Origin of the sequence: Streptomyces sp. NPDC058579 (assembly GCF_042718575.1) — a bacterium.
Classification (GTDB): domain Bacteria; phylum Actinomycetota; class Actinomycetes; order Streptomycetales; family Streptomycetaceae; genus Streptomyces.
The window spans coordinates 469,181-492,559 of record NZ_JBHXPI010000002.1 but is presented as its reverse complement, the minus strand read 5'-3'; the positions used below and the strand labels follow the sequence as shown (position 1 = coordinate 492,559).

17 protein-coding genes and 2 riboswitches are annotated in these 23,379 nt (G+C 72.3%); of the genes, 10 read left to right on the top strand and 7 right to left on the bottom strand.

What is annotated here, in order from left to right:
• Positions 1 to 63: 63 nt before the first annotated feature.
• Positions 64 to 1,095 carry a medium chain dehydrogenase/reductase family protein gene (locus tag ACFWRO_RS05065; protein ID WP_384504398.1) on the bottom strand — a complete coding sequence of 344 codons (1,032 nt, stop codon included), beginning with the start codon at positions 1,093 to 1,095 and terminating at the stop codon, positions 64 to 66.
• A 148-nt stretch (positions 1,096 to 1,243) separates the two neighbouring features.
• On the opposite strand from ACFWRO_RS05065, the gene ACFWRO_RS05060 reads away from it, so the two are divergent.
• The 3 genes from ACFWRO_RS05060 (at position 1,244) to ACFWRO_RS05050 (ending at position 3,673) form a co-directional block, all read left to right on the top strand.
• Positions 1,244 to 1,813 (top strand): TetR/AcrR family transcriptional regulator, encoded by a 570-nt coding sequence (locus tag ACFWRO_RS05060; RefSeq protein WP_384504396.1) that lies wholly within the window; start codon positions 1,244 to 1,246, stop codon positions 1,811 to 1,813.
• Between the two features lie 82 nt (positions 1,814 to 1,895).
• Positions 1,896 to 2,381 carry a cation:proton antiporter regulatory subunit gene (locus tag ACFWRO_RS05055; RefSeq protein WP_384504394.1) on the top strand — a complete coding sequence of 162 codons (486 nt, stop codon included), beginning with the start codon at positions 1,896 to 1,898 and terminating at the stop codon, positions 2,379 to 2,381.
• A gap of 5 nt (positions 2,382 to 2,386) precedes the next feature.
• Positions 2,387 to 3,673, top strand: coding sequence for a cation:proton antiporter (locus tag ACFWRO_RS05050; RefSeq protein ID WP_384504392.1), 1,287 nt, complete (start codon positions 2,387 to 2,389; stop codon positions 3,671 to 3,673).
• A 20-nt stretch (positions 3,674 to 3,693) separates the two neighbouring features.
• Here ACFWRO_RS05050 and ACFWRO_RS05045 read toward each other — a convergent pair whose 3' ends face one another.
• Positions 3,694 to 5,100, bottom strand: coding sequence for a short-chain fatty acyl-CoA regulator family protein (locus tag ACFWRO_RS05045; RefSeq protein ID WP_384504390.1), 1,407 nt, complete (start codon positions 5,098 to 5,100; stop codon positions 3,694 to 3,696).
• A gap of 397 nt (positions 5,101 to 5,497) precedes the next feature.
• Here ACFWRO_RS05045 and aceA point away from each other — a divergent pair, with 397 nt between their 5' ends.
• From aceA to metE, 4 genes are all read left to right on the top strand, one after another.
• The gene (gene aceA, locus ACFWRO_RS05040) at positions 5,498 to 6,778 is read left to right on the top strand and encodes an isocitrate lyase (protein WP_384504388.1); all 1,281 of its coding nucleotides are present in this window, start codon (positions 5,498 to 5,500) and stop codon (positions 6,776 to 6,778) included.
• A gap of 150 nt (positions 6,779 to 6,928) precedes the next feature.
• Positions 6,929 to 8,527 (top strand): malate synthase A, encoded by a 1,599-nt coding sequence (gene aceB, locus ACFWRO_RS05035; RefSeq protein ID WP_384504386.1) that lies wholly within the window; start codon positions 6,929 to 6,931, stop codon positions 8,525 to 8,527.
• Positions 8,528 to 8,568: 41 nt separating this feature from the next.
• Entirely contained in the window at positions 8,569 to 9,459 is an 891-nt protein-coding gene (locus tag ACFWRO_RS05030) for a 3-hydroxybutyryl-CoA dehydrogenase (protein ID WP_384504511.1), read from the top strand.
• A 90-nt stretch (positions 9,460 to 9,549) separates the two neighbouring features.
• A riboswitch (cobalamin riboswitch) is annotated at positions 9,550 to 9,770 on the top strand.
• A gap of 160 nt (positions 9,771 to 9,930) precedes the next feature.
• Positions 9,931 to 12,249 carry a 5-methyltetrahydropteroyltriglutamate--homocysteine S-methyltransferase gene (gene metE / locus ACFWRO_RS05025; protein WP_384504384.1) on the top strand — a complete coding sequence of 773 codons (2,319 nt, stop codon included), beginning with the start codon at positions 9,931 to 9,933 and terminating at the stop codon, positions 12,247 to 12,249.
• Positions 12,250 to 12,310: 61 nt separating this feature from the next.
• On the opposite strand, the gene ACFWRO_RS05020 is transcribed toward metE, so the two are convergent.
• The 5 genes from ACFWRO_RS05020 to ACFWRO_RS05000 are packed head-to-tail and all read right to left on the bottom strand — an operon-like array spanning position 12,311 to position 17,773.
• Positions 12,311 to 13,102, bottom strand: a complete 792-nt coding sequence (locus ACFWRO_RS05020; RefSeq protein ID WP_384504382.1) for an enoyl-CoA hydratase — start codon at positions 13,100 to 13,102, stop codon at positions 12,311 to 12,313.
• Positions 13,099 to 13,995 carry a 3-hydroxyisobutyrate dehydrogenase gene (gene mmsB / locus ACFWRO_RS05015; RefSeq protein ID WP_384504381.1) on the bottom strand — a complete coding sequence of 299 codons (897 nt, stop codon included), beginning with the start codon at positions 13,993 to 13,995 and terminating at the stop codon, positions 13,099 to 13,101. Before mmsB ends, ACFWRO_RS05020 begins: the two co-directional genes overlap by 4 nt.
• Positions 13,992 to 15,098: an enoyl-CoA hydratase/isomerase family protein gene (locus ACFWRO_RS05010; protein ID WP_384504379.1), complete on the bottom strand. Its 1,107-nt coding sequence runs from the start codon at positions 15,096 to 15,098 to the stop codon at positions 13,992 to 13,994. Before ACFWRO_RS05010 ends, mmsB begins: the two co-directional genes overlap by 4 nt.
• On the bottom strand, positions 15,095 to 16,243 hold the full coding sequence (locus ACFWRO_RS05005) for an acyl-CoA dehydrogenase family protein (RefSeq protein ID WP_384504377.1): 1,149 nt from the start codon (positions 16,241 to 16,243) through the stop codon (positions 15,095 to 15,097). The genes ACFWRO_RS05010 and ACFWRO_RS05005 overlap by 4 nt, the downstream gene beginning before the upstream one ends.
• A 6-nt stretch (positions 16,244 to 16,249) precedes the next feature.
• Positions 16,250 to 17,773, bottom strand: a complete 1,524-nt coding sequence (locus tag ACFWRO_RS05000) for a CoA-acylating methylmalonate-semialdehyde dehydrogenase (protein WP_384504375.1) — start codon at positions 17,771 to 17,773, stop codon at positions 16,250 to 16,252.
• A 262-nt stretch (positions 17,774 to 18,035) separates the two neighbouring features.
• Positions 18,036 to 18,221: riboswitch (cobalamin riboswitch) on the bottom strand.
• Between the two features lie 148 nt (positions 18,222 to 18,369).
• Between ACFWRO_RS05000 and ACFWRO_RS04995 the strand changes: the two genes are divergently transcribed.
• From ACFWRO_RS04995 to meaB, 3 genes are read left to right on the top strand one after another with little or no spacing between them, the layout of a single operon-like run.
• On the top strand, positions 18,370 to 20,178 hold the full coding sequence (locus ACFWRO_RS04995) for a methylmalonyl-CoA mutase family protein (protein WP_384504373.1): 1,809 nt from the start codon (positions 18,370 to 18,372) through the stop codon (positions 20,176 to 20,178).
• On the top strand, positions 20,178 to 22,352 hold the full coding sequence (gene scpA / locus ACFWRO_RS04990) for a methylmalonyl-CoA mutase (RefSeq protein WP_384504371.1): 2,175 nt from the start codon (positions 20,178 to 20,180) through the stop codon (positions 22,350 to 22,352). The genes ACFWRO_RS04995 and scpA overlap by 1 nt, the downstream gene beginning before the upstream one ends.
• On the top strand, positions 22,349 to 23,338 hold the full coding sequence (gene meaB, locus ACFWRO_RS04985; RefSeq protein WP_384504369.1) for a methylmalonyl Co-A mutase-associated GTPase MeaB: 990 nt from the start codon (positions 22,349 to 22,351) through the stop codon (positions 23,336 to 23,338). The genes scpA and meaB overlap by 4 nt, the downstream gene beginning before the upstream one ends.
• The last annotated feature ends 41 nt before the right edge of the window (positions 23,339 to 23,379 follow it).

The following is a 23,379-nucleotide window of genomic DNA, read 5'->3' as shown; positions in this document are numbered from 1 at the left end:
AATTGAATAGGTTGAGGAGGAGGCTAGGGCCGGAGCGATGCGCTGTCCACCCCGGACCGGACCTCACGGAGTCAGCACGACCTTGCCGTTCACGGTGCCGGACTCGGCCAGCCGCATCGCGTCGGCGACCTGGCTCAGCGGGAGTTCGGCCGCGACCCTGGCCGTGATCTCGCCGCGCCGCATCGCCTCGAAGACCTGTCCGAGGTCGGCGCGCAGGCGGCTGCGGAAGCGGTCCTTCGCGAAGGCCCGGCCGCCCCAGACGTTGTAGAAATACGCGCGGCGGCCGTTGGGCAGCGCCTGCCAGGCCCACACCCGGCCGAGGATCTTGAGCACCGGCCACTGCTTCGAGCCGGAGTCGTCGCGGGTGGCGGCGCTGCCGTACGAGACGAGGGTGCCGCCCTTCGCGAGCAGCCGCCAGGAGTCGACGACGCTGCGGCCGCCGACGTGGTCGAAGACCGCGTCGACGCCGTCCGGCGCCAACTCCCGTACGCGGGCGGGCACATCCTCGGTCCGGTAGTCGACCGGGGTGACGCCGAGCCGTCGCAGCGCCTCGTGGTGGCGGGCGGACGCGGTGCCGATGACCTTCACTCCGGCGCTGCGCGCGAGCTGGACGAGCACGGTGCCGACGCCACCGTTGGCGCCGTGCACCAGGACGGTCTGGCCGGCCCGGATCCGGGCCTTGCGGTGGAGCATCTGCCAGGCCGTGACCCCGTTGACGACGGCGGTCTCCGCCTCGGCGGCCCCGAGGCCCTCCGGGACGGGGACGACATCGGCGGCGTCCAGCAGGACGTGACTGGCCCAGCCGCCCGTCTTGGTCAGCGCGGCCACCCGGGTGCCGAGCACGTCAGGGCCGACCCCGGGCCCCACGGCGGCGACCCGGCCGACCAGGTCGTATCCCGGAACGAACGGGAACGGCGGCTGGTCGTAGTACCGGCCCCGGCGCATCTGCTGCTCCGCGAAGGAGACCCCGGTCGCCTCCATGGCGACGAGCACCTGGCCGGCTCCGGCCGCCGGGACCGGCCCGTGCCGCAGCTGGAGGCCCTCGGGCTCCACCGTGCCGGGAAGGACGACCTCTACTCGCTCGATGACGCTCATGACGAACTGCCTCCGTTGTCGACTGCCGACGACGCACTGACTACGCCTTATCGCTTTCGTTACAAGATATAACTGACCTCTCGCGAAGCTGTCAAGCATTCGCGTAAGTGATAGCTTCTAACCATCAACGTCAGATCGGGAGGAACCCATGACGGAGACCGGTGGAACGCCTCGGGAGCGGTACAGGAACCAGGTCCGCGCCGAGGTCAAGGAGCTGGCCTGGGAGCAGATCGCGGCCGACGGTGCCTCGGCTCTGTCGCTCAACGCGATCGCCAAGAAGATGGGCATGAGCGGCCCCGCGCTGTACCGGTACTTCGCGGGCCGGGACGAGCTGATCACCGAACTCGTCCGGGACGCCTACCGCAGCCTCGCCGACACCGTCCGCGAGGCGGAGAGCGAGGGCGCCGACCTGTCCGACATCGCCCGCGCGCTGCGCCGCTGGGCCCTCGCGGACCCGCACCGCTACTTCCTCGTCTACGGCACACCCGTGCCCGGCTACCACGCGCCGGACGAGATCACCGGCATCGCGTCCGAGATCATGAGCGTGCTCCTCCGGGCCGGCGAGGCCGCGGGTTCGACGGACCCCTTCGCCACGGCGATGGCGTTCTGGACCCGGCTCCACGGGGTGCTCTCGCTCGAACTCGCGGGCCACTTCACGGGAATGGACGTCTCGCCGGAAGCCCTCTTCGAGAACGAGGTCGCGACGCTCGCCCGCTAGACCTGCCGAAAGGGCCGATAAGGTGGGCCGCGGGGGCGCGTTCGTATCTTCTTTCGGCGACAGCACGCACAGGGGGTTTCTCGTGCCCGTTCCACGGATGAGCAACACGCCGCTCCCCGGCATAGGCGTCCGTTACGACCTGACGACCCGTGAGCACCGGCGCCTGTCGGTGATCGCCCACCGGGACGGCAGCCGGACACTGAACGCGTACCGCAGGGACGATCCCGACGAGTGCGCGCTGTCGGCGAAACTCACCGCGAAGGAGGCGGAGGCGCTGATCGACGCGCTGATGCCCTCGCACCACAGCCCCAACCTGCTCTCCACCACCGACCTGGGCCTGGTCGCCGAGCGGATCGAACTGTCCGCGCACTCGCAGTGGAACGGCCGCGTCCTGGGCGAGACCCGGACCCGTACCGAGACCGGCGCCTCCATAGTCGCGGTCCTGCGGCGGGCCGGCGCGATCCCCTCGCCCGCACCGGACTTCCGCCTTGCCGGCGGGGACACGCTCATCGTGATCGGCACCCGCGAGGGCGTCGAGGCGGCCGCCGCGATCCTCGGCCAGGAGTGAGCGGCATGCACTCCTCCGCCGTCTTCCTGATCGAGTTCGGCGCGATCATCCTCGCGCTCGGCCTGCTCGGCCGCTTCGCCGGAAGGTTCCAGTTCTCGCCGATACCCCTCTACCTGCTCGCGGGCCTCGCTTTCGGCGAGGGCGGTCTGCTTCCGCTGGGCACCAGCGAGGAGTTCGTCGCGATCGGCGCCGAAATCGGCGTGATACTCCTGCTGTTGATGCTGGGCCTCGAATACACCGCGAGCGACCTGGTGACCAACCTCAAGACCCAATACCCGGCGGGCCTGGTCGACTTCGCCCTCAACGCGCTGCCCGGCGCCGGTATGGCGCTGCTGCTCGGGTGGGGTCCGGTCGCCGCCGTCGTCCTGGCGGGCGTCACCTGGATCTCCTCCTCCGGCGTCATCGCCAAGGTCATGGGCGACCTCGGCCGTCTCGGCAACCGGGAGACCCCGGCCATCCTGAGCATCCTGGTCCTGGAGGACCTGGCCATGGCGGTCTACCTGCCGATCGTCACCGCCCTGCTCGCCGGGGTGAGCCTGGCGGCCGGGAGCCTCACCCTCGCCATCGCGCTCGGCGTCGCGGGCACGGTCCTCTTCGTCGCCGTCCGCTACGGCCGGCTCATCTCGCGCTTCGTCTCCAGCGACGACCCGGAGAAGCTCCTTCTCGTCGTCCTCGGTCTGACGCTGCTCGTCGCCGGTATCGCCCAGCAGCTCCAAGTGTCCGCCGCTGTCGGCGCGTTCCTCGTCGGCATCGCCCTCTCGGCCGAGGTCGCCGAGGGTGCCCATCATCTGCTCAGCCCTCTGCGTGACCTGTTCGCCGCGGTGTTCTTCGTCTTCTTCGGTCTGCACACCGACCCGGCCAGCATTCCGCCGGTGATCCTGCCCGCGCTCGCGCTCGCCGTGGTCACGGCGGCGACGAAGATCGCCACCGGCTACTGGGCCGCCCGGCGGGCCGGAATCTCCGTCAAGGGCCGCTGGCGGGCGGGCGGCACGCTCGTCGCCCGTGGCGAGTTCTCGATCGTCATCGCGGGCCTCGCCGTCACCGCGGGCATCGAACCGGCCCTCGGCCCCCTCGCGACGGCGTACGTCCTCGTCCTCGTCGTCCTCGGCCCGCTCACCGCCCGCTACACGGAGCCCATCGCCACCCGCGTCACCGCTCGCCTCACCGGCCGCCGCCGCGGAGCCCCCGCCGTCACGGCCGCCCGGGTCGAAGCCCCGGCCGAAGCACCAGTCGAAGCCCCGGCCGAGGAGACCCTTGAGCCCGTGGACGACGGCACCGCCGGACGCCCCTGAGCCCCTCCCCCTCCGCCACCTCACCGCGCCGAATCCGCCACCGGGTACGGCACGAACGTGCCGCTGTTCTGGTCGATCCGCAGCGGGAGGCCGAGCGGCGGGACCGCCCGCTGGGGGCAGTCGAGCCGTTCGCAGAGCCGGCAGCCCATCCCGATGGGGGTGGCCGCCGCCGCGTTGTCGAGGTCCAGGCCGTCGGAGTACACCAGGCGTGAGGCGTGGCGGAGTTCGCAGCCCAGACCGATCGCGAAGGTCTTGCCCGGCTCGCCCCAGCCGCCGCGGTGCCGGGTGACGGCGCGGGCCGTCCACAGGTAGCGCTGGCCGTCGGGCATGGCGGCGATCTGGACGTGGATGCGACCGGGGGCGGCGAACGCCTCGTACACGTTCCACAGCGGGCATGTGCCGCCCGCGCGGGAGAAGTGGAAGCCGGTCGCCGACTGCCGCTTGGACAGGTTGCCGGCCCGGTCGACGCGGACGAAGGAGAAGGGCACCCCGCGCAGCCGGGGCCTTTGCAGGGTGCTCAGCCGGTGGCAGACGGTCTCGTGGCCGAGGCCGAAGTGGTCGGTGAGCCGCTCGATGTCGTAGCGGAACTCCTCGGCGACGGTGTGGAAGGAGCGGTACGGGAGGATCAGCGCCGCCGCGAAGTAGTTGGCGATCCCGATCCGGGCCAGGGCGTGGGCGGGCGAACCGGCCGCGAAGTCCTCGGCCGCGTGCCGGTCGAGCTCCGCGCCCCACTCAAGCAGAGCCAGTTGGGTGGCCATGCGGAAGGCACGCTGCCCGGGGCGCAGGCGCGGGGAGAGGTGGAGGGTCCGCGTCGTCCCGTCGTAGTGGTGGAGCCGGTCACCGGTCTCGGCGGAGAGCCTTACGCCGTGGGTGTCGGCGAGCCGGGCCGTCAGGGCCCGGACGACCTCGCCCGGCTGGATGCCGATCTCCGCGGCGAGCCCTTCCGCCCCGAGGTCGATGTCGTGCAGGTAGTTCTGGCGGCGGTAGAAGAAGTCCCGGATCTCCTCGTGCGCGGAGCGCGGCGACTCGCCGGCCGCGTACCGGCCGTCGGCGGCGTCGGCCAGCTGCTCGGACAACGCCTGGTTACGTCGGCCCAGTTGGACCAGGACCCGGGCGACCTCGGGCAGCCGCGAGGCCAGCTCGGCCAGCTCGGAGGGGGCGACGCGGGACGCGGACAGCTCGGCCGCGAGCGCCTCCCGGAGGTCCGCGACCAGGCGGCCGGTGTCCCGCTCGGAGAAGAAGCCGGGGTCGACGCCGAAGGTCTCGGTGAGCCGCAGCAGCACGGGCACGGTGAGCGGGCGGGAGTCGTGCTCCATCTGGTTCAGATAGCTCGGCGAGATGCCCAGGGTCCGGGCCAGCTCCGCCTGGCTCATCCGGCGGTCCTCGCGCAGCCGCCGCAGCCGCGCCCCCGCGTACGTCTTGGCCACCGCGCGCTCCTCCTCCGTGTCTGTCCGGGACAGGGGCAGCGTACGTCAGGCGGCACGCTTCGCACCCTTCGCAATCTTGGCAATCCGGCTCCGGAAGATTCGCAGAACTTGGCATGGCTCCACGATTGATGGCACTGCGTGCCAGTGCCAGAGTCTGAGTGCGGCCCGCCGGACCCCACAGGCTCGAACCGGAGCCGGGACCCGATTCACGCCCTGATGTCGGCCGTCCTGGCCACGCGACAAGCCTGGAGCGGCCAGATTGCTCACCTCCGCCCCGTCCGGGCGCCGGCGGGCCGCGACCCATCACGAGACACCTAGTGCCACCCCGCAGGAGCTCCACGGGGAGAGCCGTGCAGGGCTTGGCAAACGCAACAGAACCAAGGAGACGGTGACGATCATGGCAGCGACGAACCCGACCGCGGAGCAGCTCGCCCAGCGCTGGGCGACCGACCCGCGCTGGGCCGGCATCGAGCGCACGTACAGCGCCGAGGACGTGCTGCGGCTGTCCGGCAGCGTCCGCGAGGAGCACACCCTTGCCCGGCGCGGCGCCGAGCGGCTCTGGCGGCAGCTGCACGACCTGGACTACGTCCACGCGCTCGGCGCGCTCACCGGCGGCCAGGCCGTCCAGCAGGTGCGCGCGGGCCTCCAGGCCATCTACCTCTCCGGCTGGCAGGTCGCCGCCGACGCCAACCAGGCCGGTCACACCTACCCCGACCAGAGCCTCTACCCGGTCAACTCGGTGCCGCAGGTGGTCCGTCGGATCAACAACGCCCTGCTGCGCGCCGACCAGATCGCGACCGCCGAGGGCGGCGACGACACCACCGACTGGCTCGCGCCGATCGTCGCCGACGCCGAGGCCGGGTTCGGCGGACCGCTCAACGCCTTCGAGCTGACCAAGGCGATGATCGCGGCCGGTGCGGCGGGCATCCACTACGAGGACCAGCTCGCGTCCGAGAAGAAGTGCGGCCACCTCGGCGGCAAGGTCCTCGTGCCCACCGCGCAGCACATCAGGACCCTGAACGCGGCCCGCCTCGCCGCCGACATCGCCGACACCCCGACCCTGATCGTCGCCCGCACCGACGCCCTGGCCGCGACCCTGCTGACCAGCGACGTCGACGAGCGCGACGCCGAGTTCGTGACCGGCGAGCGCACGGCCGAGGGCTTCTACCGGGTCCGTAACGGCATGGGCCCGGTCATCGCGCGCGGCCTCGCCTACGCCCCGTACGCCGACCTCATCTGGGTCGAGACGGGCACCCCCGACCTGGCGCAGGCGCGGGAGTTCGCCGAGGCGATCCACGCGCGGTACCCGGACCAGATGCTCGCGTACAACTGCTCGCCGTCCTTCAACTGGAAGGCGGCCCTGGACGACGACCAGATCGCCAAGTTCCAGCGCGAACTGGGCGCGATGGGCTACAAGTTCCAGTTCATCACGCTGGCCGGCTTCCACTCCCTCAACCACGGCATGTTCGACCTCGCCCGCGGCTACGCGGAGCACGGCATGACCGCCTATGTCGACCTGCAGGAGCGGGAGTTCGCCGCGCAGGCGCAGGGCTTCACCGCCGTCAAGCACCAGCGCGAGGTCGGCACGGGCTACTTCGACCTGGTCTCCACCGCCGTCAACCCGGCCTCCTCCACCACGGCCCTGGCCGGCTCCACGGAGGAAGAGCAGTTCCACTAGGCCCTTGAAACCGGGGCCCCGCCAGGCGGCCCGGCCCCGGGTCCCGTCCCAGGGCCCGGCCCCGGGTCCCGCCCGGCCTCCACCGGGTCATGCCCCCGCCTCAATCGGGTCCCGTCCAGCCTCCCTCAGGTCCCACCCCAGGAGAATCCGATGCCCACCACCGCGCTGACCCACCGTGTCCGCGTTCTCGCCGCACCGGGTGACCGGCACGCCGAGATCCTCACCCCCGCCGCCCTGGACTTCGTCGGGAAGCTGGCGGAGGCGTTCGGCGAACGCCGACTGGACCTGATGAAGGAGCGCCGCCGCCAGGCCCTGCGCCTGGCCGGCGGGGCCCCGCTGGTCTTCTCCCCGATCACCTCCGTCGTCCGCGACGATCTCTCGTGGCGGGTCGCGCCGCCCGCGCCCGGTCTGACCGACCGGCGGGTCGAGATCACCGGTCCGCCGGACCGCCGCATGGCGGTCAACGCCCTCAACTCCGGTGCCCGCGTGTGGATGGCGGACTTCGAGGACGCCACGGCGCCGACCTGGGAGAACGTCGTCGGCGGCCAGGTCGTCCTGCGCGACGCGATCGACCGGCGGATCGACTTCACCAGCGAGGACGGCAAGGAGTACCGGCTCGCCGACCGCGACCGGCTCGCCACGATCGTCGTACGGCCGCGCGGCTGGCACCTCCTGGAGGAGCACCTGGAGTTCGACGGTGCCCCGGTGCCGGCCTCCCTCGTCGACTTCGGTCTGTACTTCTTCCACTGCGCGCAGCGCCAGATCGACGCGGGACACGGCCCGTACTTCTACCTCCCGAAGCTGGAGAACCGGTACGAGGCCCGGCTCTGGAACGACGTGTTCCTGCTGGCGCAGGAGCTGCTCGGCATCCCCCGGGGCACGGTCCGCGCCACCGTGCTCATCGAGACGATCACGGCCGCCTTCGAGATGGAGGAGATCCTCTACGAGCTGCGCGAGCACAGCTCGGGTCTCAACGCGGGCCGCTGGGACTACCTGTTCAGCCTGATCAAGACCTTCGGCCACCGCACCGACTTCCTCCTGCCCGACCGGGCGAAGGTCACCATGACGGCGCCGTTCATGCGGGCCTACACCGAACTCCTGGTGCGCACCTGCCACAAGCGGGGCGCGCACGCGATCGGCGGGATGGCGGCCCAGGTGCCGAGCAAGGACCCGGCCGCCCACGAGGCGGCGCTCGCCAAGGTGCGCCTCGACAAGGAGCGGGAGGCGGAGGACGGCTTCGACGGCTCCTGGGTCGCCCATCCCGGGCTCGTCCCGGTCTGCCGCGAGGTGTTCGACGGCGTGCTCGGCGACCTGCCGGACCAGCTCCACCGGACGCGGGACGACGTGGAGGTCACCCCGGCGGACCTGTTGTCGGTACGCCGGATCAGCGGACCGCCCACCCAGGAGGGCATCCGCACGAACATCGCCGTCGCACTCGGCTACTTCGCGGCCTGGCTGCGCGGTCAGGGCGCGGTCGCCCTGGACGGGCTCATGGAGGACGCGGCGACCGCCGAGATCGCCCGCGTCCAGATCTGGCAGTGGGTGCGGCACCGGCTGATCGACCGGGAGACCGTCGTACGCCTGCTCGACGAGGAGCTCGAGGCGCTCGGCGCCCGGTACCCGTGGGCCCCGCTGGAGGAGGTGCGGGCGATCTTCGAACGGAACGCCCTCAGCGGCGAACTGCCGCTCTTCTTCACCCCGGACGCCTACTCCCGCCACCTCGTGCGCCACGCGGAGCCCCGCTCATGAGCGCCGAGAGCGTGGGCGCCGGGACCACGGGTGCCGAGACCATGAGCGCCGAGACCACGGGCGCCGAGGAGATCACCCGCGTCGGGGTGGTCGGCGGCGGCCAGATGGGGGCGGGCATCGCGGAGGTCTGCGCGCGGGCCGGACGGCACACGATCGTCTGCGAGACGGACGCCGTGGCCGCCCGGGCCGCGCGGGAGCGGGTGACCGCCTCCCTCGACCGCGCCGTACGACGGGGCAAGCTGGAGCCGGCCGCCGCGCAGAGCGCCCTCGACCGGCTCGTCTTCACCGGCGATCTCGAGGAGCTGGCCGACCGCCAGCTCGTGATCGAGGCCGTCGTCGAGAACGCGGAGGCCAAGACCGAGGTGTTCACCCGCCTCGACAAGATCGTCGAGGATCCGTCGGCGGTCCTGGCGACCAACACCTCCTCGCTCCCCGTGATGCGCCTCGGCATGGCGACGGGCCGCGCCGACCGGGTGGTGGGCCTGCACTTCTTCAACCCGGTGCCGGTGCTGCCGCTGGTGGAGGTCGTGACCTCGCTGCACACCGCTTCGGACACGGTCGCCCGCGTGGAGCGCTTCGCGACGGAGGCCCTCGGCAAGACGGTCGTGCGCTCGCAGGACCGGGCCGGGTTCGTCGTCAACGCGCTGCTCGTGCCGTACCTGCTCGCGGCGATCCGTATGGCCGAGTCCGGTTTCGCCACGGCCGCCGACATCGACGCCGGCATGGAGCTGGGCTGCGCCCACCCGATGGGCCCGCTGAAGCTGGCCGACCTCATCGGCCTCGACACCGTCTCCTCGATCGCGGAGTCGCTCTACGAGGAGTTCAAGGAGCCCCTCTACGCGCCGCCCCCGCTGCTCCAGCGGATGGTGGAGGCGGGGCTACTGGGCCGCAAGGCGGGCCGGGGGTTCCACCCGTACCCCGGCCGGGACTGACCCCCTGAGCTGCGGGGCGGACCCGCGGGCGTGTCTCACCTCACCATCCGTATGGTGGACATCTCCCGGCACGGCGCCGGCCGGCCCCTTAGGGTGGCCGGTGCAGCTGGTTCGCCCCGTCAGCCGGACGGGATGCGTCGTAAGAGGGAACCCGGTGGGAATCCGGGACTGCCCCGCAGCGGTGAGCGGGAACGACCGCCGTCATACGCACTGGACCCGTAGGGGTCTGGGAAGCGACGGCCAGTAGGTGTCCTCCCCCGTGGAGGATGTGCCCGCGAGTCCGAAGACCTGCCATCTGCCCGTGCACGGACCATTCGTGCGCGGACATTCCGGTGACCTCGAGGGCGGGTCGGCGACCACACCAGACGGAGACCGGCGCGTACCGCGCGAGTCGGCCGTCCGGTCGGTCACCCTTCGCGTTCTCGTCCCGTCGCCGGGATCTCAGGGATTCATCTCGCGAAGGAGATCTCCGTGACCACCAAGCCCGCAGCCGCGGCAGCACGGGCCACCGTGTACGGCTACCCCCGTCAGGGGCAGCACCGGGAACTGAAGAAGGCGATCGAGGGGTACTGGAAGGGCCGCGTCACCGCCGACGCCCTCCGGACCACCGCCGCCGAACTGCGCCGCGCCCACTGGAGCCGGCTCGCCGAGGCGGGCGTCCACGAGGTGCCGACCGGCGACTTCTCCCTCTACGACCACGTCCTGGACACCACCGTCATGGTCGGCGCGATCCCCGCGCGGCACCGGGAAGCCGTCTCCGCCGACGCTCTCGACGGCTACTTCGCCATGGCGCGCGGTACGCAGGACGTCGCGCCGCTGGAGATGACCAAGTGGTTCGACACCAACTACCACTATCTGGTCCCCGAGTTGGGTCCGGACACGGTCTTCACGGCCGACTCCGCCAAGCAGGTCGCCGAGCTGACGGAGGCCCTCTCCCTCGGCCTGACGGCCCGTCCGGTCATCGTCGGACCCGTGACCTATCTGCTCCTCGCCAAGCCCGCGCCCGGGGTGGCCGCGGACTTCGACCCGCTGACGCTCCTCGACCGGCTGCTGCCGGTGTACGCCGAGGTCCTCGCCGACCTGCGGGCCGCGGGCGCCGAGTGGGTGCAGGTCGACGAGCCCGCCCTGGTCCAGGACCGCACCCCGGCCGAGCTGAACGCCGCCACCCGCGTCTACCGCGAGCTCGGTGGCCGCACGGACCGGCCGAAGCTGCTGGTCGCCTCGTACTTCGACCGGCTCGGCGAGGCCCTGCCCGTGCTCGCCAAGGCGCCGGTCGAGGGGCTCGCGCTGGACTTCACCGGCTCTGCCGCCGCCAATCTGGAGGCCCTCGCGGGCGTGGGCGGGCTGCCGGGCAAGCGCCTGGTCGCCGGCGTGGTCGACGGCCGCAACATCTGGGTCAACGATCTGGCGAAGTCCCTCACGACCCTCGGCACCCTGCTCGGTCTCGCCGACCGGGTCGACGTCGCGGCCTCCTGCTCCCTGCTGCACGTCCCCCTCGACGCCGCCGCCGAGCGGGACATCGACCCGCAGATCCTGCGCTGGCTCGCCTTCGCACGCCAGAAGACCGCCGAGGTCGTCACGCTGGCCAAGGGCCTGTCCCACGGCACCTCCGCGATCGCCGCCGAACTGGCCGCCAACCGGGCCGACCTGACCTCCCGCGCGGAGTCCCCGCTCACCCGCGACCCGGCCGTGCGCGCCCGTACCGGCGCGGTCTCCGACGCCGACACCCGACGCTCCCAGCCGTACGCCGAGCGGGCCGCCGCCCAGCACGCCCACCTCGGGCTTCCGCTGCTGCCGACGACCACGATCGGTTCCTTCCCGCAGACCGCCGAACTGCGCACCGCCCGCGCCGACCTGCGCGCGGGCCGGATCGACACGGCCGGTTACGAGGAGCGGGTCAAGGCGGAGGTCCAGGAGGTGATCGCCTTCCAGGAGAAGGCGGGCCTGGACGTCCTGGTGCACGGCGAGCCCGAACGCAACGACATGGTCCAGTACTTCGCCGAGCAGCTGACCGGGTACCTCGCCACACAGCACGGCTGGGTGCAGTCGTACGGCACCCGGTACGTCCGGCCGCCGATCCTGGCCGGCGACATCTCGCGCCCCGCGCCGATGACGGTGCGCTGGACGACGTACGCGCAGTCCCTGACCCACCGCCCGGTGAAGGGCATGCTGACGGGACCGGTCACGATGCTCGCCTGGTCCTTCGTGCGGGACGACCAGCCGCTCGGCGAGACCGCCCGGCAGGTCGCGCTCGCCCTGCGCGACGAGGTGAACGACCTGGAGGCGGCGGGCACTTCGGTCGTCCAGGTGGACGAGCCCGCACTGCGGGAGACCCTGCCGCTGCGCGCCGCCGACCACGCCGCGTACCTGGCGTGGGCGACGGAGGCGTTCCGGCTCTCCACCAGCGGGGTCCGGCCGGACACGCAGATCCACACGCACATGTGCTACGCGGAGTTCGGTGACATCGTGCAGGCCATCGACGACCTGGACGCGGACGTGATCAGCCTGGAGGCAGCCCGTTCGCACATGCAGGTCGCCCGCGAGCTGGCCGCGCACAGCTACCCGCGCGAGGCCGGTCCCGGTGTGTACGACATCCACTCCCCGCGCGTCCCGAGCGCCGAGGAGGCCGCCGACCTGCTCCGTACGGGGCTGAAGGCCATTCCCGCCGAGCGGCTCTGGGTCAACCCCGACTGCGGCCTGAAGACCCGGGGCTGGCCGGAGACCCGCGCCTCGCTGGAGAACCTGGTCGCGGCGGCGCGCACGGTACGGGGCGAGCTGCCGGCGTCGTAGGGCTCCCTAGCGGGCCGGGGCACGTGCGCGTGCCCCGGCCCGTCCCTCGGGCGGTCCCGTATCAGTGGTGGCGGAACTCCGGCGGTCGCTTGTCGACGAAGGCGGCCATGCCCTCCTTCTGGTCGGCGGTGGCGAACACCGCGTGGAACAGCCGCCGTTCGAAGCGCACGCCCTCGGTGAGCGTGGTCTCGAAGGCCCTGGCCACCGCCTCCTTGGCCATCATCGCGACCGGCAGCGACATCCCGGCGATCGTCTCGGCGACGGCGAGGGCCTCGGGGAGCAGTTCGTCGGCCGGGAGGACCCGGGAGACGAGGCCCGCGCGCTCGGCCTCGGCCGCGTCCATGGTGCGGCCGGTGAGGCACATCTCCATGGCCTTGGCCTTGCCGACCGCGCGGGTCAGCCGCTGGGAGCCGCCGATTCCCGGGATGACGCCCAGCTTGATCTCCGGCTGGCCGAAGACGGCGGTGTCGGCGGCGAGCAGGACGTCGCAGAGCATGGCGAGTTCGCAGCCGCCACCGAGGGCGTACCCGGAGACGGCGGCGACGGTCGGGGTGCGCAGCTGTGCGAGCCGGTCCCAGGCGGCGAACCAGTCCGAGAGGTACATGTCCAGGTAGCCCTGGGGCCGCATCTCCTTGATGTCGGCCCCGGCGGCGAAGGCCTTGGCCGAGCCGGTGATGACGACGCAGCCGCACTCCGGGTCCCTGTCGAGGGCCTCGGTGGCGGCCACGACCTCGTTCATGACCTGGAGGTTCAGCGCGTTGAGGGCGCCGGGACGGTTGAGGGTCACGAGGGCGGTGCGGCCCTTGCGTTCGACCAGGATGGCCTCGTACTCCTGCGCCTCTACGGCGGTCATGCCTGTCCTCCGTCGTTCTTCCTGATGGTGCGGACGATGCCGGAGAAGTCCTCGGTGGCTCCGGCGCGTTCGGCGTACGTTGCGTACAACTCGGCCGCACGAAGGCCGAGTTCGGCGTGGACGCCTCCGGCTCGGGCGGCGTTGGCGGCCAGGCCCAGGTCCTTGGCCATCAGGGAGGCTGCGAAGCCGGGCGCGTACTCCCGGTTGGCCGGGCTGGTCGGAACGGGGCCGGGGACCGGGCAGTTGACGCTGAGCGCCCAGCACTGCCCGGAGGCCGTGGAGGCCACGTCGTACAGCGCCTGGTGGGAGAGGCCGAGGCTCTCGCCGAGGACGAACGCCTCGCTGACGGCGATCATGGAGACGCCGAGGATCATGTTGTTGCAGATCTTGGCGGCCTGCCCCGCGCCCGGTCCGCCGCAGTGGACGGCCTTCTTCCCCATGGCGTCGAGGAGCGGGCGGGCCTCGGTGAACTCCTCCTCGCCCCCGCCGGCCATGAACGTCAGCGTGGCGGCCTCCGCGCCGACCACGCCGCCAGAGACCGGGGCGTCCAGGGCCCGCAGACCGGCCGCCTTCGCCCGTTCGTGGGCGGTACGGGCGTCGGCCACGTCGATGGTCGAGCAGTCGACGAACAGGGTGCCGGGGCGGGCGGCGGCGAGGACGCCGTCGTACAGCCCGAGGACGTGGCGGCCGGCCGGCAGCATGGTGACGACGACGTCCGCGCCGGAGACCGCCTCGGCGGCGGATGCAGCGGGCTCCACGCCCGCCCGGGCGGCGGAGGCCAGGGCGTCGGCGTCGAGGTCGTGGCCGAGGACGCGATGGCCGGCCTTCACGAGGTTGGCGGCCATGGGGCCGCCCATGTGTCCGAGTCCGATGAACGCGACGGTACGGCTCACCAGGCCACCTCCGGGGTGGGTTCGGGTCCGGCGAGCCCCAGTTCGGGCAGCTCGCCGAGCGGGGCGAAGAAACGCTGGACGTCGGCGTCGGTGACCTCGGCGAGGGTGGCCGGGCGCCAGCGCGGGGCACGGTCCTTGTCGACGACCTGGGCGCGGATGCCCTCCACCAGGTCGGGTCCTGTCAGGGCCGCGCAGGAGATCCGGTACTCCTGGTCGAGGACCCGCTCCAGCGGGCCGAGGTGCCGGGCCCTGCGCAGGGCGGCCAGGGTCACCTTGAGCGAGGTCGGGGACTTCGCGAGCAGCGTCTCGGCGGCCTCCTTCGCCTCCGGGCTCCCGTGGCCGAGGAGCCGTCGGACGATCTCCTCGACGGTGTCGGCGGCGTAGCAGGCGTCGATCCACTCCCGGCGCCCGGCGAGCACCCCGGGCGGCGCGGGCCGCACATGACGGGCGAGGGCGTCCCGTACGGGCAGCTCGGCCAGGTCGGCGACGAGGGCGCCGAGCGCGGCGGACGGTACGTGGTGGTCGGCGAGGCCGCACAGCAGGGCGTCGGCGGCGCCCACCGGCGCGCCGGTCAGCGCGAGGTGGGTGCCGAGTTCGCCGGGGGCGAGCGCGAGCAGATAGGTGCCGCCGACGTCGGGGACGAAGCCGATGCCGGTCTCGGGCATGGCGATCCGGGAGCGCTCGGTGACGATCCGGACGCTGCCGTGCGCGGAGATCCCGACGCCGCCGCCCATGACGATGCCGTCCATGAGGGCGACGTACGGCTTGGGGTAGCGGGCGATCCTGGCGTTGAGCCGGTACTCGTCGCGCCAGAAGTCGGCGGAGGCCCGGCCGCCGGTGCGGGCGTCCTCGTGGATGGCGCGGATGTCGCCGCCCGCGCAGAGCCCGCGCTCCCCGGCGCCGCTGATGACGACGGTCTCGACGGCCGGGTCGTGCTCCCAGGCGGTGAGGGCCTCGTCGATCCGCCGCACCATGGGGTGTGTGAGGGCGTTGAGGGCTTGGGGGCGGTTGAGGGTGATGTGGCCGATGCGGCCGGTGGTGTGGAGCAGTACATACGTGTCGTCCGGGGAGGCCGGGGAGGTCCTGGCGGCCGTCGAGGTCATTCGAAGGCCTCCGTCAGTCCGCGGGCCACGATGACGCGCATGATCTCGTTGGTTCCTTCCAGGATCTGGTGGACCCGCAGGTCGCGGACGATCTTCTCGATGCCGTACTCGCTGAGGTAGCCGTAGCCGCCGTGCAGCTGGAGCGCCCGGTCGGCCACGGAGTAGCCGGTGTCGGTGGCGAACCGCTTGGCCATCGCGCACAGCTCCGGCGCCCGGGGGTCGCCGCGGTCGAGGGCGTGGGCGGCCTGCTGGACCAGGGCGCGGGCCGCGGTGAGCTCGGTCGCCATGTCGGCGAGGCGGAAGCGGAGGGCCTGGGCGTCGAGGAGCCGCCGCCCGAACGCCTGCCGGTCGGCGAGGTGCGTGAGGCTGCGGTCGAGGGCGCTGCGCGCCCCGCCGAGGGAGCAGGCGGCGATGCCGAGCCGGCCGCCGTTCAAGCCGTTCATGGCGATGCGGAAGCCCTGGCCCTCGACCCCGAGGAGTCGGTCGGCGGGGACGCGGACGGCGTCCAGGACGACCTGGCGGGTGGGCTGGGCGTTCCAGCCCATCTTCCGCTCGTCGGGCCCGAAGGAGAGCCCGGGGTCGTCCTTGTCGACGAGGAACGCGGAGATCCCGTCGGCGCCCTCGCCCCCGGTGCGGGCCATCACCAGGTACAGCTGGGAGGCGCCCGCCCCGGAGATGAACTGCTTGACGCCGGTGAGCACCCAGTGGTCGCCGTCGCGCACGGCGCGGGTGGTGAGCGCGGCGGCGTCCGATCCGGCGCCGGGCTCGGTCAGGCAGTAGCTGGCCAGGTCGTCCATGGCGCACAGGCGCGGGAGCCACCGGCGGCGCTGGGCGTCGTCGCCGTAGTGGTCGACCATCCAGGCGACCATGTTGTGGATGGAGAGGTAGCCCGCGATGGACGGGCAGCCGGAGGCGAGGGTCTCGAAGACGAGGACGCCGTCGGAGCGGGTGAGGCCGGAGCCGCCGGACTCCTCGCGGACGTAGACGCCACCGAGTCCGAGTCCGGCGGCCTTGCGCAGGACGTCGACGGGGAAGTGCTTGTCGCGGTCCCAGTCAAGGGCGTGCGGGGCGAGGTGGTCCTGGGCGAAGTCGAGGGTGGTCTCGACCAGGGCCCGCTGGTCCTCGGTGAGCAGGGTCGTGGTCATGGTCGCTCAGCCCATCGTGGGGAGGGTGAAGCTCGCGCCGTCGCGGAGCCCGGCGGGCCAGCGCGAGGTCACGGTCTTGGTGCGGGTGTAGAAGCGGATGGCGTCCGGTCCGTGCTGGTTCAGGTCGCCGAAGCCGGACCGCTTCCAGCCGCCGAAGGTGTGGTACGCCACCGGCACCGGGATGGGCACGTTGACGCCGACCATGCCGGTGTCGACGCGCCGGGTGAAGTCGCGGGCGGTGTCGCCGTCGCGCGTGAAGATCGCCACGCCGTTGCCGTAGAGGTGCTCGCTGGGCAGCCGCAGGGCCTCCTCGTAGTCGGCGGCGCGGACCACGCAGAGCACGGGGCCGAAGATCTCCTCCTGGTACACGCGCATGTCAGGGGTGACCCGGTCGAAGAGGGAGGCCCCGGCGAAGAAGCCGCCCTCGTGCCCGGGGAGGACGAAGTCGCGTCCGTCGACGACGAGTTCGGCGCCCTCCTCGACCCCGATGCCGATGTACTTACGGACCCGGTCGACGGCGTCCGGGCCGACCATCGGACCGAAGTCGGCGTCCGCGTCGTCGCTGCGGCCGATCCTCAGCTCGCCGATGCGCTCCTTCAGCCGGGCGACGAGGGCGTCGGCGGTGTCCTCGCCGACGGGGACGGCCACCGAGACGGCCATGCACCGCTCGCCGGCCGAGCCGTAGCCGGCGCCGATGAGGGCGTCCACGGCCTGGTCGAGGTCGGCGTCCGGCATCACGATCATGTGGTTCTTGGCGCCGCCGAAGCACTGGGCGCGCTTGCCGTGGGCGGCGGCGGTGGCGTAGACGTGCGCGGCGACGGGGGTGGAACCGACGAAGCCGAGGGCGGCGACGCGGGGATCGTCGAGGAGGGTGTCGACGGCGTCCTTGCCGCCGTTGACGACGTTCAGGACGCCCGCGGGCAGCCCCGCCTCCAGGAAGAGCTCGGCGAGCCGCAGCGGTACGGAGGGGTCGCGCTCCGAGGGCTTGAGGATGAAGGCGTTTCCGCAGGCCAGGGCGGGGGCGGCCTTCCAGAGCGGGATCATCGCGGGGAAGTTGAACGGGGTGATGCCGGCGACGACGCCGAGCGGGGAGCGCAGCGAATGGACGTCGATGCCGGTCCCGGCGTTGTCGGTGAACTCTCCCTTGAGCAGGTGCGGGATGCCGGCGGCGAACTCCACGACCTCCAGGCCGCGTTGGAGGTCTCCGTGGGCGTCGGCGACGGTCTTGCCGTGCTCGGAGGAGAGCAGCCGGGCCAGGTCGTCCTTCTCCTGCTCGACGAGCTGGAGGAAGCGCAGGAGGACGCGTGCGCGGCGCTGCGGGTTCCAGGCGGCCCAGTCACGCTGCGCCCGGGCGGCGTCGGCGATGGCCGCCTCGGTCTCGGCCCGGTTCGCGAGGGGCACGCGGGCCTGGACCTCGCCGGTGTTGGGGTCGTACACGTCGCCGTAGGCGCCCGAGGTTCCCGGGGTGTGCCTGCCGCCGATGAAGTGGGTCAACTCGCGGACGGGGGTGGTGTCTTGTGCGCGGACCATGAGTGCCTGCTCTCGTCAGGTGATCCGGATGGCGCGCCGGAGGACCGCCACGACCGCGAACGCCGGTGGGCGTGATTCATCGCGGGGTGGTGGTCGCCTACGGCGCGAGAGCGCGAATGGCGAGGCGCCGTCAGGTCCTGACGGTCGTGTGGTGGTGGGGTCCTACTCGACGGGGTCCTCGACGGGCGGGTGCCCGTCGGCCGGATCCGCGGGGAGTGTGCGGGCGCACCGGTGCCATGCGTGTCAGCTCCATCCTCGTGGACAACACGGAACATCCCGCGGCCGGTATCCTGACTCCCGGATCAGCGCGCGCCGTCCGCCTTCCCGACATCACTCGTCAGTGGCGTGCTGCTCGACGGCGTACTCCCCGGTCACAGTGGCGGGACCGCGCCGGAATCACACCGGCTTCCCTGCACCGCGGGCCTTCGCCGCGACTATATAGTTGGACGTCCTAGTAAATCCACCCCCGGCCGGGTGAACCTGCGGCATCCCTTAGTAGAGCGGAGTCGCCCGGAGCTTCAAGACCTGCTCGGAGAGGGCAAGGTCACAGCGGTGTGCACTGCTGTCATCTGAGCGAGCTGTCCTAACATCCGAGCATGACAGTCCTTCCCGACGACGGGCTCGCCCTCGCCGCCGAATTCCCCGACGCGTCCCGTGAACAGTGGCAGCACCTGGTAGCCGGGGTGCTGCGCAAGTCGGGCAAGGACGTCGAGGGCCCGGCGGCCGAGGACGCCCTGTCCACCGCCCTGGAGGACGCGCTCCGCGTCCGTCCCCTCTATGCCGCCGAGGACACCGCCCCCGAGCCCGGCCTGCCCGGCTTCGCGCCCTTCGTACGATCCGGGCGCGCCGAGGGGAACACGGTCGGCGGCTGGGACGTGCGCCAGCGGCACACCACCGCCGACACCGGGACGGTCCTCGCCGACCTGGAGAACGGCGTCACCTCGCTCTGGCTGGTCGTCGGCGAGGGCGGCATCCCCCTGGGGAGCCTCGGCCGGACCCTCGACGGCGTCTACCTCGACCTCGCGCCCGTCGTCCTCGACGCGGGGCAGGACGTGGAGGAGGCCGCGCGCGAGCTGCTCGGACTGTACGAGGAGCGGGGCGTCGCCCCGGAGGCCGCGCGCGGCAACCTGGGCGCCGACCCCCTCGGCCTGGAGGCCCGCACCGGCCGGCCCTACGACCCCTCCCCCGCCGTCGGGCTCGCCCTGCGCTGCGCCGAGGAGTACCCGGGCCTGCGGGCGCTGACCGTGGACGCGCTGCCGTACCACGAGGCCGGCGGCTCGGCCGCGCAGGAGCTGGGGTGCGCCCTCGCGACCGGCGTCGCGTACCTGCGGCAGCTCACGGAAGCCGGACTCTCCGTCGAACAGGCCCTCGGGCAGCTGGAGTTCCGCTACGCGGCCACCGCCGACCAGTTCCTCACGATCGCCAAGTTGCGTGCCGCGCGCAGGCTCTGGGCCCGGGTGGCCGAGGTCAGCGGGGCGAGCGGTGCGGGCGCACAGCGGCAGCACGCGGTGACCTCTCCCGTGATGATGTCCCGCCGCGACCCCTGGGTGAACATGCTCCGCACCACCGTGGCCACGCTGGCCGCGGGCGTGGGCGGCGCCGAATCCGTCACCGTCCTTCCGTTCGACCACGCGCTCGGCCTGCCGGACGCGTTCGCGCGGCGCATCGCCCGCAACACCTCGACCATCCTCGTCGAGGAGTCGCACCTCGCACGGGTCATCGACCCGGCGGGCGGCTCCTGGTACGTGGAGCGCCTGACGGACGAACTCGCCCACGCGGGCTGGGAGTTCTTCCAGACCGTCGAGAGCGCGGGCGGCCAGGCCGCCGCGCTGCGCTCCGGGTTGATCGGGGACCGGCTCGCCGAGACCTGGTCGGCCCGCAGCGCGAAGCTCGCCAAGCGCCGCGAACCCGTCACCGGCGTCAGCGAGTTCCCGAACCTCGCCGAGAAGCCCGTCGTCCGCGAGCCCGCGCCCGAGCCGCCGTCCGGCGGGCTCCCGCGGGTCCGTCGCGACGACGCGTTCGAGGCGCTGCGCGCCCGTTCCGACGCGCACCTCGCCGCGACCGGCGCCCGGCCGCGGATCTACCTCGCCACGCTCGGCCCCGCCGCCGCGCACACGGCACGCGCCACGTTCGCCGCCAACCTCTTCCAGGCGGGCGGCATCGAGGCCGTCGCCGAGGGCACCTTCGAGGAGAGCGGGGCGAGCGAGGCGTGCCTCTGCTCCAGCGACGCGCTCTACGAGGAGCAGGCGGAGGAACGCGCGCGCGAACTGCGGGCCGAAGGCGCGGGGCATGTGCTCCTCGCCGGCCGGCCCGCGCAGTACGCGGGTGTCGACAGCTATGTCTTCGCGGGCTGCGACACGGTCGCCGTGCTCGTCGCCACCCTTGACCGGATGGGAGTGTCCTGATGTCCGTCCCCGACTTCTCCGGGATCGAGCTGGGTACCCCGGCCGCCGACGGAAGCGCCGACGAATGGCGCACCGCCGTGAAGAAGGCCGCCGGCGGTGACGACCTGCTCTGGGAGACCCCGGAGGGCATCGCGGTCAAGCCGCTGTACACCGGCCAGGACCTGGAGGGCCTCGACTTCCTGGGGACGTACCCGGGCATGGCGCCGTACCTGCGGGGCCCGTACCCGACGATGTACGTCAACCAGCCCTGGACGATCCGTCAGTACGCCGGCTTCTCCACGGCCGAGGAGTCCAACGCCTTCTACCGGCGCAATCTGGCGGCCGGTCAGAAGGGGCTCTCGGTCGCCTTCGACCTGCCCACGCACCGGGGTTACGACAGCGACCACCCGCGCGTGACCGGTGACGTCGGCATGGCGGGCGTGGCGATCGACTCGATCTACGACATGCGCCAGCTCTTCGACGGCATCCCGCTGGACAAGATGACGGTGTCGATGACGATGAACGGCGCGGTGCTGCCCGTGCTCGCGCTGTACATCGTCGCGGCGGAGGAACAGGGCGTACCGCCCGAGAAGTTGGCCGGGACCATCCAGAACGACATCCTCAAGGAGTTCATGGTCCGCAACACCTACATCTACCCGCCGAAGCCGTCGATGCGGATCATCTCCGACATCTTCGCCTTCACCTCGCAGCGGATGCCCCGCTACAACTCGATCTCCATCTCGGGCTACCACATCCAGGAGGCGGGCGCGACGGCCGACCTGGAGCTCGCGTACACCCTCGCCGACGGCGTCGAGTACATCCGGGCGGGGCGCGAAGCGGGCCTGGACGTCGACGCGTTCGCGCCCCGGCTCTCCTTCTTCTGGGCCATCGGCATGAACTTCTTCATGGAGATCGCCAAGATGCGGGCGGCCCGCCTGCTCTGGGCCAAGCTGGTCAAGCAGTTCGAGCCGCAGAACGTCAAGTCCCTGTCCCTGCGCACCCATTCGCAGACCTCGGGCTGGTCCCTGACCGCCCAGGACGTCTTCAACAACGTGACGCGGACCTGCGTCGAGGCGATGGCGGCCACCCAGGGCCACACCCAGTCGCTGCACACCAACGCCCTCGACGAGGCGCTCGCGCTGCCCACCGACTTCTCGGCGCGGATCGCCCGCAACACCCAGCTGCTCATCCAGCAGGAGTCCGGCACGACCCGGGCCATCGACCCCTGGGGCGGCAGCGCGTACGTCGAGAAGCTGACGTACGACCTGGCCCGCCGTGCCTGGAAGCACATCCAGGAGGTCGAGCGCGCGGGCGGCATGGCGCAGGCCATCGACGCCGGCATCCCGAAGCTGCGCGTCGAGGAGGCCGCGGCCAGGACCCAGGCGCGCATCGACTCCGGGCGCCAGCCCGTGATCGGCGTCAACAAGTACCGGGTGGACTCCGACGAGCAGATCGACGTGCTCAAGGTCGACAACTCCTCCGTACGCGCCCAGCAGATCGCCAAGTTGCGGCGGCTGCGCGAGGAACGGGACGAGACCGTGTGCCAGGACGCGCTCGACGCGCTCACCCGGGCGGCGGGCGGCGAGGGCAACCTGCTTGAGCTGGCCGTACGGGCGGCACGCGCCAAGGCGACGGTCGGTGAGATCTCGGACGCCCTGGAGAAGGTGTACGGGCGGCACGCGAGCCAGATCCGTACGATCTCCGGTGTGTACCGCAACGAAGCCGGGCAGTCCCCTTCCGTCGAACGCACCCGCACCCTGGTCGACGCCTTCGCGGAGGCCGAGGGCCGCCGGCCGCGCATCCTGGTCGCCAAGATGGGCCAGGACGGCCACGACCGCGGCCAGAAGGTGATCGCCACCGCCTTCGCCGACCTGGGCTTCGACGTGGACGTCGGCCCGCTGTTCCAGACCCCCGGCGAGGTCGCCCGGCAGGCCGTCGAGGCGGACGTGCACATCGTCGGAGTGTCCTCGCTGGCGGCCGGTCACCTCACGCTCGTACCGGCGCTGCGGGAGGAGCTCGCGGCGGAGGGCCGCGAGGACATCATGATCGTGGTCGGCGGGGTGATCCCGCCCCAGGACGTGCCGACGCTCCTGGAGATGGGCGCGGCCGCCGTCTTCCCGCCCGGCACGGTGATCCCGGACGCGGCCCACGACCTGGTACGACGACTGTCGGACGGCCTCGGGCACGAGCTGTGATCGACCTCGACGCGTATGTGAAGGGGGTGCTCGACGGGAAGCGTGCCGTCGTGGCGCGCGCGATCACGCTCGTCGAGTCCACCCGCCCCCAACACCGGGTCCTTGCCCAGCAGTTGCTGACCCAGCTGCTGCCGCACAGCGGCCGGGCGCGAAGGATCGGGATCAGCGGTGTGCCGGGCGTCGGCAAGTCGACGTTCATCGACACCTTCGGCACGATGCTGACCGCCGCCGGTCACCGGGTCGCGGTGCTCGCCGTCGACCCGTCGTCCAGCCGGACCGGCGGCTCCATCCTCGGCGACAAGACGCGGATGGAACGCCTCGCCGTGGATCCGGCGGCCTTCGTCCGGCCCTCGCCCACGGCGGGGACGCTGGGCGGGGTCGCCAAGGCGACGCGCGAGTCGATCATCGTGATGGAGGCCGCGGGTTACGACGTGGTCCTCGTCGAGACCGTCGGTGTCGGTCAGTCCGAGACCGCCGTGGCCGAGATGGTCGACTCGTTCCTGCTGCTCACCCTGGCGCGGACGGGCGACCAGCTGCAGGGCATCAAGAAGGGCGTCCTGGAGCTGGCCGACGTGATCGCCGTCAACAAGGCGGACGGGCCGCACGAACGCGACGCCCGCGCCGCCGCCCGCGAACTGTCGGGCGCGCTCCGGCTGATGCACGCCGCGGACGCCGCGTGGACGCCACCGGTCCTGCACTGCAGCGCCCGCGAGTCGACGGGGCTCGACACCGTCTGGCACCGGCTCGAACAGCACCGCACCCTGCTCGACTCGACCGGCCGGCTCGCCGCCCGGCGCAGGGACCAGCAGGTCGACTGGGCCTGGACGATGGTCAGGGACGAGCTGCTCGGCCGCCTGCACGCCCACCCTTCCGTCCGCGCGGTGGCACCCGACGTCGAACGGCAGCTGAGGGACGGCGTGTTGACGGCGACCACGGCCGCGGAGCGGCTGCTCCGGGCGTTCGAGGAGCCGACGGACACACAGTAGGGCTGATGGCCGGCTGGGGCCCGGGAGGAGAACTCCCGGGC

What these genes read in the sequence shown, in the direction of transcription:
- ACFWRO_RS05065 (WP_384504398.1), bottom strand. Translation starts at nt 1,095, where the DNA reads ATGAGCGTCATCGAGCGAGTAGAGGTCGTCCTTCCCGGCACGGTGGAG.
- ACFWRO_RS05060 (WP_384504396.1), top strand. Translation starts at nt 1,244, where the DNA reads ATGACGGAGACCGGTGGAACGCCTCGGGAGCGGTACAGGAACCAGGTC.
- ACFWRO_RS05050 (WP_384504392.1), top strand. Translation starts at nt 2,387, where the DNA reads ATGCACTCCTCCGCCGTCTTCCTGATCGAGTTCGGCGCGATCATCCTC.
- aceA (WP_384504388.1), top strand. Translation starts at nt 5,498, where the DNA reads ATGGCAGCGACGAACCCGACCGCGGAGCAGCTCGCCCAGCGCTGGGCG.
- aceB (WP_384504386.1), top strand. Translation starts at nt 6,929, where the DNA reads ATGCCCACCACCGCGCTGACCCACCGTGTCCGCGTTCTCGCCGCACCG.
- ACFWRO_RS05030 (WP_384504511.1), top strand. Translation starts at nt 8,569, where the DNA reads ATGAGCGCCGAGACCACGGGCGCCGAGGAGATCACCCGCGTCGGGGTG.
- ACFWRO_RS05020 (WP_384504382.1), bottom strand. Translation starts at nt 13,102, where the DNA reads ATGACCGCCGTAGAGGCGCAGGAGTACGAGGCCATCCTGGTCGAACGC.
- ACFWRO_RS05010 (WP_384504379.1), bottom strand. Translation starts at nt 15,098, where the DNA reads ATGACCTCGACGGCCGCCAGGACCTCCCCGGCCTCCCCGGACGACACG.
- ACFWRO_RS05005 (WP_384504377.1), bottom strand. Translation starts at nt 16,243, where the DNA reads ATGACCACGACCCTGCTCACCGAGGACCAGCGGGCCCTGGTCGAGACC.
- ACFWRO_RS05000 (WP_384504375.1), bottom strand. Translation starts at nt 17,773, where the DNA reads ATGGTCCGCGCACAAGACACCACCCCCGTCCGCGAGTTGACCCACTTC.
- ACFWRO_RS04995 (WP_384504373.1), top strand. Translation starts at nt 18,370, where the DNA reads ATGACAGTCCTTCCCGACGACGGGCTCGCCCTCGCCGCCGAATTCCCC.
- scpA (WP_384504371.1), top strand. Translation starts at nt 20,178, where the DNA reads ATGTCCGTCCCCGACTTCTCCGGGATCGAGCTGGGTACCCCGGCCGCC.